This is a genomic window from Ureibacillus yapensis, assembly GCF_003515775.1.
In the GTDB taxonomy this organism is placed as follows: Bacteria; Bacillota; Bacilli; order Bacillales_A; family Planococcaceae; genus Ureibacillus; species Ureibacillus yapensis.
In genome coordinates this window covers 684,369-695,010 of sequence record NZ_QWEI01000001.1, presented here as the reverse complement: position 1 = coordinate 695,010, position 10,642 = coordinate 684,369, and the positions used below count along the sequence as shown (strand labels likewise).

Genomic DNA, 10,642 nt, shown 5'->3' with positions numbered 1-10,642 from the left:
CAACATTGTAGTGAAATATCCATAATTGAACAATGAAACTTTTTGACCTCCCTCAACGTATATCTTAGTATACAAATTAGAGGGAGGCTTTTTATATGGAAAACGAACGTAAACGCATTTTAAAATTAGTTGAGAACGGGACCATCACGACGGAAGAGGCGATTGTCTTACTAGAGGCGTTAACAAAAGAACAGAACTCCACTACAACAAATGTTGTTCCTCTAACAAGCACGAATGAAGAAAAAGATGCTCACGCGTATCGCGAATATTCGCAAACGGAGCAAACCCAGGATGAGAAAAAATCGAAAACAACGGGCTTTGAAGACCTTTTTGGGAAAGCATTCAATTCTAAAGAATCCAATAAAAAAATGGATGAATTTATGAATGACCTTAAACAGGATTTGACGCAATTCAGTGATCGCATCATGGGATTAATGGGGTCTACCTTTTCAAAAATAAAAGACTTTGATCTGGAATTCCCTTTTGGCGAAAAAGTGCAATTTGAAAAAAACTATGTTTTTGAGCAAGATGAAGTCAATTCCCTGGAAGTTGAAATTCCAAATGGGAAAGTAGAACTTGTTAAAGCGGAAAATCATCAGTTATTGGTAGAGGCGTCCGTGAAAACATCGGTTCAAAATCATGATGAAGAACAAACAAAAGCCCATTTTGAAGAAAAATTTGTACAATTGGTGAACGGGAAACTGACGATTTCTGTTGCTGCCAAAATGTCGCAAGTGAATTTGCGGATTGCGGTACCAGAAAAATTGTATGACCTTGTTTTAATTCGTTTATTAAATGGCGGCGTGACAATTCAGAATTTGGATGCCCAATTAATTAAAGTCAAAACATACAACGGTGCTGTAAAAATAGACCACGCCACATTCCAGCATGGGGATATTGAAACAGGAAATGGTGCCATCGAGCTGCGCCATGTAAATGGGGAAGATATCGAAGCGGAAACGGGAAATGGCCGCATCTATATTGATGGAGAAGTAAAAGAAGTAGAGGCGGAATCCGTGAATGGAGCCGTCGTGATTACGACAAACGATCAAGATGCACGAAAAATCAAAGCCCAAACCGTTGCGGGTGCAGTCGAAATTTATATACCAAAATCGCTTTCATTGGAGGGTCAGGTGACAACTAATTTCGGCAAAGCCGACATCGTATTGCCTGATATTGCAGCAAGACTGGAAGAAGACCAATTTTTGCAAAAAACATATCATTTTGAGAAAATCATGGAAGATGCTAAACTATTAAAAGTGAACGGCGAATCCCGAACAGGAAGCATTATCGTTCGCTATACCGCAGAATAAAAACAGGAACCGCACATGCGGTTCTTTTTTCATGAGTGGGAGTTTTCAAAATTCTTTTACAAAGCGTAATGGTTGAAATTTAAAATAGAAGTTATTAGAATACGGTATTGTTGAAAAATTAAATTTAATAGACGATAAACGGCAAAAAAGTAAATTTAGTGAATAAAAGAAAAAAGAAAAGGAATTTTTGTCTATTTATGGAATAATACATAAAGAGAAGAAAAGTCATAGTTCGTTTTACATAGAAAAGTATGAAAGATTAAGACAGTTATTTCTCAAACAAGGAAAGTTGAAAAGAAACTGTAATAAAAACTAGGAATTTAGAGTGCTATAATGGTTGTTGAGTTTAAAAAATCCAATCTTGATAGAATATTTAGGTGGTTTTAATTAATGATTCAAATGAAAAACGTGGTGAAAAAATACCCGAACGGTGTCGTAGCCGCGAACGGTATTACCATCGATATAAAACAAGGTGAATTCGTTTATGTAGTTGGCCCAAGCGGTGCAGGGAAATCTACTTTTATAAAACTAATGTATCGCGAAGAGAAACCTACTTCAGGCGATGTAATCATAGCCGGGACAAATTTATCGACACTTAAAAATCGGCAAGTTCCTTATTTAAGAAGACAATTGGGCGTTGTTTTCCAGGACTTCAAACTTCTTCCAAGGATGAATGTTTTTGAAAATGTTGCCTATGCGCTTGAAGTGATCGAAGAAAATCCGCAAGTCATCCGGAAACGTGTAATGGATGTATTGGATTTGGTTGGTCTAAAGCATAAAGTTCGTATGTTTCCAAATGAACTTTCTGGTGGGGAGCAACAACGAGTGTCAATTGCACGTTCCATTGTGAATATGCCAAAAGTGGTCATCGCGGACGAGCCTACCGGTAACCTCGATCCGGATACTTCTTGGGAAATCATGAATATTTTTGAAGAGATAAATGCCCGCGGTACAACCATCGTGATGGCCACGCATAACCGCGAAATTGTTAATACCATTCGAAGACGTGTAATTGCGATAGAGGGCGGTTTAATCGTCCGTGATGTAAACGGGGGTGAATATGGCTATGAAAGCTAGAACGCTCCAGCGCCATTTCCGTGAAAGTCTCAAATCCCTAACGCGAAATGGCTGGATGACCTTTGCATCCATCAGTGCCGTCACCGTTACATTACTGCTTGTAGGTGTCTTTACCATCATTATGATGAATTTAAACAAAGTGGCGGACGACATCGAGAATGATGTAGAAATAAAAGTATTAATCGATATTATGGAAGATTCGGAACAAGCAAAAGCAGCCGAAAAACAACTGATCAAGCAAATCAAAGCTTTGCCGGCCGTGGAAGAGGTCGTCTACTCATCAAAAGAGCAGGAGCTTGATTTATTGATAAAAGATTATGGCGAGGATTTAAGCTTGTTTGAACAAAGCAATCCATTAAATAATGTTCTTTATGTAAAGGCAAAAGATCCGCAGCAAACGGTCAAGGTTGCCAAACAAATCGAGAAATTAGAACATACGCAGGAAGCCGTATATGGAAAAGAAAAGGTCGAAAAACTATTCAACTTTTTAAATATTAGTAGAAATGTAGGCATCGTATTAATTTTAGGGTTGCTGTTTACTGCTATTTTCCTCATTTCCAATACCATCCGCATTACAATTTTTGCTCGTAAGGACGAAATTGAAATTATGAAACTAGTGGGGGCAACGAATTCCTTTGTTCGCATTCCATTTGTGCTGGAAGGTATGTGGCTTGGCATTTTGGGGTCAATTATACCAATCACGGTAATATCTGTTCTTTATTCAAATATTTATAAACTCATTCAGCCAAGTATGAACGGTGAGTTATTACAGTTGCTGGACACGACGCCATTACTTTATCAAGTGAATGCGCTACTTTTGGCAATCGGTGTCTTTATAGGTATATGGGGAAGTTTTATGTCGGTTAGAAAGTTTTTAAAAGTCTAATGCTCTCCATTTAGCGAAAAAAGTAGAATAATGGGCGAGAAAGCGAAAAGGAGTCAAAATCTGTGAAAATACGTAAAAAACCATTTGGAATTATGATATCATCTGTAGCGTTGGTGCTTGCCATGCAAATGCCGGTTTCCTATGCTGCAAGTTTATCCGATTTAAAAGATCAAAAAAGCAATGTTGAAGGTCAAAAAGAACAGTTAAACAGCGAGATTCATGAAAAAGCTTCCGAAATTAATTCAATTGAAAAGAAGCAAAAAAAGCTCTTGGAACAAATTACAAAAATAACAGATAAAATTACGAATACAAATAACGAAATCAGCATCGTTAAACAAGAAATTCATGTTGCTGCCGGTGAAATCGAGAAATTGAAAAGCAATATCACAGCACTTCAAGAAAAAATCGACCAGCGCAATGAGCTGCTTGCCGAGCGTGCTCGTGCACTTCAAGCAAATGGCTCTGTTGGCTTTTTGGATGTATTGCTTGGCGCCAATAGTTTCGTAGAATTTATCGATCGCTATTCGGCTGTTAATACATTAATGGATGCCGATCGCCAAATCATGAAAGAGCAAAAAGAAGACCAACTTAAGCTGGAAGAAGAAAAAGTAGTCTTGGAAAATACGAAGCAAGAATTGGAAAGTAAAAAAGCTGAACTTGATAGTTTAAAAGCTTCTTTAGATTCCCAGAAAAAAGAAAAAGACAATTTGATCGATAAGCTGGAAGCGCAACAAAAACAAGCTACTAGTGAAAAGAAAAAATTGGAAGTTAAATATGAAGATGCAGTTGAATTGAGTGATGATCTTAATGCGCAAATTGCTGCCGAACAACAAAGATTACTTGAAATTGCCCGTCAACAAGAAGCGGAAAGAAAAGCAAGAGCTGAAGCCGCAGCAGCTGCTGCAGCGAAAGAACGAGCTGCAAACAGTAATGCAAACAGCAACGCAAGAAGCAATTATAGCAGCAACTCTTATAGTGGTGGAGGCCAAAGTGGTGGTTCGGCACCGTCCGTGTCGGCAGGAAATTGGACAAAACCAGCGAATGGTACTTTCACAAGTCCATACGGTGCGCGTGTTCACCCGATTTCAGGATCTTATAACTTCCACTATGGCATAGATATTGCAAACGGAATTGGAACACCAATCGTATCGGCTGCAGACGGTGTGGTTACATATGCTGGTCCTTTATCTACTTATGGTAATGTCGTAATGGTTACACATTCAATTGATGGACAAGTCTTTACGTCACTTTACGCACATTTAAGCAGTATTAATGTAGGTGTGGGAACACAAGTTTCAAAGGGACAAAAAATCGCTGGTATGGGAAGCACGGGTGCTTCAACAGGCTCACATTTACACTTTGAAATCCATGTAGGTACTTGGGTGAACCAAGCTACAGGTAGTGTAAACCCATTAAATTATGTTTCTTTATAATTGAAAGAGTAGCAGGCTAAGACATTTTGTCAAAATTAGCCTGCTTTTTACTATTTTCCAACCCTATCAAATTTCCTTAAAATCCGATTCATATGTTATTCTAATGTAAGGAAATCATGTCTAAATTACCCACCTGAAAATAGTTTTTAATGTGGAGTGTGGAAAATGAAAAAAGCAATAGGTCTAGTCGTAGTGATGATGTTGGTCGCTATTATGGTAGGCACTTATATAAAAAATCAAATCGAATCAGGCAAGGCTATTTCGGAAAGAGCGGTTTCTTATGAAATGGATTTAAACAAAGAAGGACTGGAAAAAGGGCAATTGGCACCGGACTTTACCCTTCAAACATTGTCAGGTGAAAGCCTCACTTTATCCGAATTTAAAGGAAAAAAAGTGGTGCTGAATTTTTGGGCTACTTGGTGTCCGCCGTGTAAAGAAGAAATGCCGCATTTACAGGAGTTTTATGAAGAATACGGTGAAGAAGACAATGTGGAAATTATCGGGTTAAACTTTACCTATCGAGATGGCTCCATTGAAAAAGTCCAGCAATTTGTCGACAGCTACGACTTAACTTTTCCGATTGCCCTAATTGAAGAAGCCGGAGTAGATCAACGATATCAAGTGTTAACGATTCCCTCGACATTTATGATTGATTCCAATGGGCGCATCCAGCACCATATCGTCGGCCCTCTTGACCAAAAAGCCTTGCGGGAGTATGTAGCAAGTTTGGAATAATTGTTTGCTTTAAGATAAATTGAATACCAAATTTCGGCTTTTCCATGTGTTATCTCTTTTTGTTTTTTCATAGATTGAACGAGAGGAGGTAAAACATTGAGGAAAAGTCGATTTTTTTTCTTGCTGGCTGCTGTGTGTGTAATAATCGCCGGCTTTATATTTTGGCAAAACGCAAAAACAACCCAAACTGAATCCAAAAGTGTGAGCGGCGTACCTGTGATTGATGAAGCTTATTCTTTAATTACGCAAAAATCTGTTTACGGCACTTCAGAGGCTCAGCTGATCGAAGGAGCCATTCGGGGGATGGCCAATGCGATAAAAGATCCCTATAGTACGTACTATACGGAAAAAGAAGCGGCTTTGCATAAGCAATCTTTAGCTGGACAACGAGTCGGGATTGGCATTGAAATCACGGAGAAAAATGGAAAATTCATTGTGGTGTCCCCGGTTAAATCCTCTCCAGCTGAAAAAGCCGGCATTCGCCCATATGACGAAATTGTACAAGTTGATAATGTTCGGGTTGAAGGAAAAACGATCGGCGAGCTCATGCAAATGATTCAGGGTGAAGCTGGCGAAAAAGTAACGCTCGTTTTTTATCGCCCGAGTACAGAACGGCATATTAAAGTAAGTGTGGAACGGGCAGAAATCAATAACGATACCGTTGTTTCAAAAGTATTATCGGTGGATGATAACGAAATTGGCTATGTTTCGATTTCCATGTTCGGCGAAAAGACTGCAGAAGAGTGGCTGGAAGCAACAAAGAAACTAATCAGCGAAGATGTGGAAGGCATCATTGTCGACTTGCGGGATAATCCGGGCGGGTATTTACATAGCGTCGCAGCTGTCGTAAGTAGCATCCAAAAGGATGATACCATCTTTGCTTATATGCAAAACGGCCAAGGGGCAATGGAACCGTTAAAAACAAAAAAAATTGAAGCGGAAGATTTTTATCTAGAAAAAATGAAGAAACTGCCGATCGTCCTTTTGCAAAATGAAGGCAGTGCATCGGCAAGTGAAGTTATGGCAGGGGCGGTTCGAAGCTGGGAACGTGCATTAATCGTCGGTACCAAAAGCTTTGGAAAAGGGACAGTCCAGGAAACATGGGATCTTCAAAACGGTGGGGAATTAAAGCTTTCTACAAATAAATGGCTGACGCCGGCAAGAGAATGGATACACGGAAAAGGAATACAAGCGGATGTGGAAGTCGAGCAGCATCCATTATTTTCACTTGAAATCCTCCCTTTGGCAGGGGAGTATGGTGAAGGAGATTTCAATGAAGAAGTAGCATATACACAAAAAGTCTTAAAAGGATTGGGCTATACTATTACAAGAACAGACGGTTTTTATGATGAACAAACGGCAGCAGCAGTCTTGTTGTATCGCGAAAAAAATGATTTAAAAGATGGACGGCATATGGATGATCAATTCTTTGCAAGCATACGTGAACAAGTGATGAACTATAAACAAAATGTCGAAAATGACTTGCAACTGAACATGGGGCTGAGTGTTATGATGAACCGCCTAAACGGAGATATCTAGCCGATTTATCGCAGGTTGGCGGAAAATCCCTGTTTCCTTGTATGAAAATTGCAAGTTCATGCGGAAATCGGTCGTTTTTATCTACGCAATTGCCGCCTCGTTTGATACAATGACAATAGTTAGTTGTAAACAGGCGGTGGAAAAATGGTGACAGAACTATTATTAGAGATTGCCAGAGCCCTTGGGCGTTTATTTCTGAACCCAGTCTTTTATCTGGCAATCATAATGGCGATCTATTTGGGCTATCGTCGGGTAAAAAGGGAGCGTAAATTCTTCCATATTCGTATTTTATGGGGATGGTCGGAAACGGTTGGCTTGCTGAAGGAAGGATTGCTGGTGTCTTTGTGCATTTCCGTTCTTTCCATAGGTTTTGGCTTAACGTTGCCGACACAGTTCTTGTATGCAGTGACCATTGCTAGTTTTATAGCACTTATCATTTATGTATTTCATTTGCTATCCCCAATTGTACTTTTCACAGTTAGTTTAGCTGCACTTTACTTGCTTGACTTTTTTGAAGTGTCCTTCCAAATATTTGGGTTGAATGTGAATGGTGTGGATGTGAATGATGGTACAGCTGTAACAGCCACAATTTTGGCTGGGTTATTGCTGGTGGCGGAAGGATTGCTAATACGCAAATACGGTGCTCAATATGCCTCGCCCATCGTAGAACATTCCAAAAGAGGATTAAAGGCGGTAGCTTATTTAAGCAAAAAGATTTGGGTGCTGCCCATCTTTTTTGTAGTTCCTGGAGAGGCAATCCAAGCGTATTTTCCTTGGTGGCCGCAATTTTCTTTAGGACAGACGGAATTCTCGCTGGTTTTGTTTCCTATTATTATAGGATTTCAGCAAATGGCCCGTCATACGTTGCCGGTTTATTTGTATCCTAAACTTGGTCGTGCCGTTCTGATTTTAGGTGAAATTGTGATTATTGGCGGACTTATTACTTATATTGGCGCACTTTTCTCTTCGATACCACCTATTGTGGCTTTAGGGGTGCTGGTCGTTGGGTTGGTGGCCCGTATGATGATTTCCATTCGGTTTGCAATCCGCGAACAGAAGGATGTTTATGCGGTATCGGCGAAGTCGAGTGGCGTGATGATTGCTGGTATTTTGCCAGACTCACCGGCAGAAAAAATGGGCTTGAGTGTTGGCGAAATCATCCGTAAAGTCAATGGGGTGGAAGTGCATAGTGAGCGTCAATTATATGAAGCATTACAAATCAATGCAGCCCATTGCCGCTTGGAAGTGCTGGATCACCAACACGAAGTGCGGTTAACGCAGCATGTTGTTCATAATAATGACCATTACCAGATTGGCTTATTAGTTGCTGAATAGTTTTATAGGAAAAAGGGGCAATCCTGAAAGTTAGACTTTCAAGGATTGCCCCTTTACTGATTAATGCAGGAAAAATCGCAAAATAGCCATTGTCACAACCCCTGTTACTACTGTTTTCGATAAGCTTTTTGTCCAAATCGCAACAAGCAAAGTAGGGATAAATGCAATGAAATTCAAAAAATCCAATGTTACGAAATTATGTTCGACTCGGAAAAGGGATTCCAGCACAAGTGCACTTAAAATACAAACCGGTATGTAAGCTAGCCACTTCAATACGATATTTGGCATTTTTACATTGCGGACCAACATAAACGGAAAGACACGCGGAATCCATGTGACGAGAGCGCAGCCAAGCATCAATAAAATCATCGACAGGGAAGTTGTCATTTTTCCGTCACCACCCCAATGGTTGCCACAATCACGGTTGCAATGAGCACGGCCAGGTGACCCGGCACAAAGTATAACAAACTATATAGTAAAACCGCCATCAATCCAATGAGTTTTAAATAATGCAATAATTTACTTTTTCCTACGTTGGTCAAGTTGAGCACAAGCAATGCACCAAACATTGCAATTAATGCAAAATCCAATCCGAGACTTTCAGCATTGGGAAGCCATTTTCCGATCAATCCTCCAATTGTGCAAGAGGCAATCCAAGTCAGATAGGCAGTTACATTCAACCCGTCCATCCAATTTCCGCCAAGATGCTTTTCCTTCATGACCTTCGTAACAGCTACCCCAAATGTTTCGTCTGTTAGCAATGTACCAAACCCAACATTGCGTAAGGTAGAATAACGTGTAAGGTATGGTGCTACCGTCAAGGACATCAATAAATGCCTTAAATTTACAATGAATGTAGTAATGATAATAACCGAAAAAGGAGCCCCCGCTACATATAACCCACAAAAAATAAATTGGGCAGAGCCGGCATAAACAAGCACGGACAATAGAAAAATTTCAAGAACGGATAAATCGGAAGTGATGCCAATTACCCCGAAGGCCAACCCGATGCTGATATACCCCAATAAAGTTGGTAAGCAATCTTTGACTCCTTGCGAGAAAGAATCGGTTGTGATGGTAGATTCTTTTAAATTTGCTTGCATGCTGAATAGTTACCCTCTCTTCTAAAATATTGAATCATGAAAACGATCAGTTATCCTATAACTTTAATGGACATTATTAATGAAAACAACCGCTATTCAAAAAAGTGCAACAAATCCCACATTTATTTCGTTATTAAAAATATATAGGAAATGATGGATTGCAAATCGATAATGGCCGTTTACGTATCTTTTCTCCTATAATAAAATAATAGTATAATCATCTTTTTGGTATGAAAACATTCTTATGTTTCTTGAAAATAACATGGATCACTCGGTTTAACTTTAAATAATCTGGCAAAAGATATAAACAACATATTAAAAAGGGCAGCAGTGGACAAAGTGAAATAGAAGGCACCATGACAATTATATACAATTTGACAATAAATTGAGGTGGGACATGTGCACGATTTTTTTACAGTCGAAAATATCGAACAATTAACAACGCAATATCGGACACTTGGACCGCTGATCGGGATTCTGATTCCATTTATAGAAGCTTTTCTTCCGTTTATACCATTGGTTGTCGTCGTTGTGGCGAATGCAAGCACCTATGGTTTATTGCTTGGATTTATACTCTCGTGGGCAGGAACGGTTCTAGGCTCATATGCGGTTTTCCTCCTTGTGCGGAGATTTGGCAAACATCCCCGCTTTCGCAAATTTATAGAAAAAGAAAAAGTGCAAAAATTGATCAATTGGGTGGATATGCGTGGGTTAAGCCCATTATTTATTCTGCTTTGCTTTCCGTTTACTCCATCTGTTCTAGTAAATATCGTGGCTGGTTTGTCGCACATTAAGAAAAAATATTACCTGATTGTCCTAATGGCAGGGAAATTTATCATGATTGCAAGTATGAGTGTCCTAGGTTACGACCTGAAAGCTCTCATAACGGACCCTATTAAATTAATTTTCGCAGGAGTAGGGATTTTCTTGCTATGGATTATTGGAAAAGGAATAGAAAAACATTTAAATAAAAAAATTGAACGTGATTTAAGAACAGCAGCAAAAAAAAAGAAAAATAAAGAAATGAATGCCTCAGTCAACAAAGAGCGATTGCTGTAATCGCTCTTTTTTCTATTCATTCAGCAATGGAAATGAAGTAAAGGTTTTGGGTGGTGAATACAATCCCAACAATAGTTCTAACTGCAAAAAAGTATTATAATAGTTTGATGGAAAACACCCAAATATTTATTTTGGAAATAAGATAAATAAGAACATGCGTTC

Annotated in this window: 10 protein-coding genes; 8 read left to right on the top strand and 2 right to left on the bottom strand. The window is 39.2% G+C overall.

Features of this window, described 5'->3' with window-relative positions:
- Window positions 1-95: 95 nt before the first annotated feature.
- The 7 genes from D1B33_RS03325 (at window position 96) to D1B33_RS03295 (ending at window position 8,318) form a co-directional block, all read left to right on the top strand.
- Window positions 96-1,313: a DUF4097 family beta strand repeat-containing protein gene (locus tag D1B33_RS03325; RefSeq protein WP_118874905.1), complete on the top strand. Its 1,218-nt coding sequence runs from the start codon at window positions 96-98 to the stop codon at window positions 1,311-1,313.
- A 390-nt stretch (window positions 1,314-1,703) separates the two neighbouring features.
- The gene (ftsE, locus tag D1B33_RS03320; protein ID WP_118874904.1) at window positions 1,704-2,390 is read left to right on the top strand and encodes a cell division ATP-binding protein FtsE; all 687 of its coding nucleotides are present in this window, start codon (window positions 1,704-1,706) and stop codon (window positions 2,388-2,390) included.
- Complete coding sequence (gene ftsX / locus D1B33_RS03315; RefSeq protein WP_118874903.1) at window positions 2,380-3,276, top strand: permease-like cell division protein FtsX; 897 nt, start codon at window positions 2,380-2,382, stop codon at window positions 3,274-3,276. Before ftsE ends, ftsX begins: the two co-directional genes overlap by 11 nt.
- A gap of 62 nt (window positions 3,277-3,338) precedes the next feature.
- Entirely contained in the window at window positions 3,339-4,709 is a 1,371-nt protein-coding gene (locus D1B33_RS03310; protein WP_233549365.1) for a murein hydrolase activator EnvC family protein, read from the top strand.
- A 165-nt stretch (window positions 4,710-4,874) separates the two neighbouring features.
- The gene (locus tag D1B33_RS03305; protein WP_118874902.1) at window positions 4,875-5,444 is read left to right on the top strand and encodes a TlpA family protein disulfide reductase; all 570 of its coding nucleotides are present in this window, start codon (window positions 4,875-4,877) and stop codon (window positions 5,442-5,444) included.
- A gap of 96 nt (window positions 5,445-5,540) precedes the next feature.
- On the top strand, window positions 5,541-6,983 hold the full coding sequence (locus D1B33_RS03300) for a S41 family peptidase (protein WP_118874901.1): 1,443 nt from the start codon (window positions 5,541-5,543) through the stop codon (window positions 6,981-6,983).
- A 144-nt stretch (window positions 6,984-7,127) separates the two neighbouring features.
- The gene (locus D1B33_RS03295) at window positions 7,128-8,318 is read left to right on the top strand and encodes a PDZ domain-containing protein (protein ID WP_118874900.1); all 1,191 of its coding nucleotides are present in this window, start codon (window positions 7,128-7,130) and stop codon (window positions 8,316-8,318) included.
- Between the two features lie 60 nt (window positions 8,319-8,378).
- Here the strand turns inward: D1B33_RS03295 and D1B33_RS03290 are convergent, their stop codons facing one another.
- Window positions 8,379-8,705, bottom strand: a complete 327-nt coding sequence (locus D1B33_RS03290) for an AzlD domain-containing protein (RefSeq protein WP_118874899.1) — start codon at window positions 8,703-8,705, stop codon at window positions 8,379-8,381.
- A complete protein-coding gene (locus D1B33_RS03285) occupies window positions 8,702-9,421 on the bottom strand; it encodes an AzlC family ABC transporter permease (protein ID WP_118874898.1) in 720 nt (239 codons plus the stop codon). Before D1B33_RS03285 ends, D1B33_RS03290 begins: the two co-directional genes overlap by 4 nt.
- A 399-nt stretch (window positions 9,422-9,820) precedes the next feature.
- On the opposite strand from D1B33_RS03285, the gene D1B33_RS03280 reads away from it, so the two are divergent.
- A complete protein-coding gene (locus tag D1B33_RS03280) occupies window positions 9,821-10,480 on the top strand; it encodes a TVP38/TMEM64 family protein (protein ID WP_118874897.1) in 660 nt (219 codons plus the stop codon).
- The last annotated feature ends 162 nt before the right edge of the window (window positions 10,481-10,642 follow it).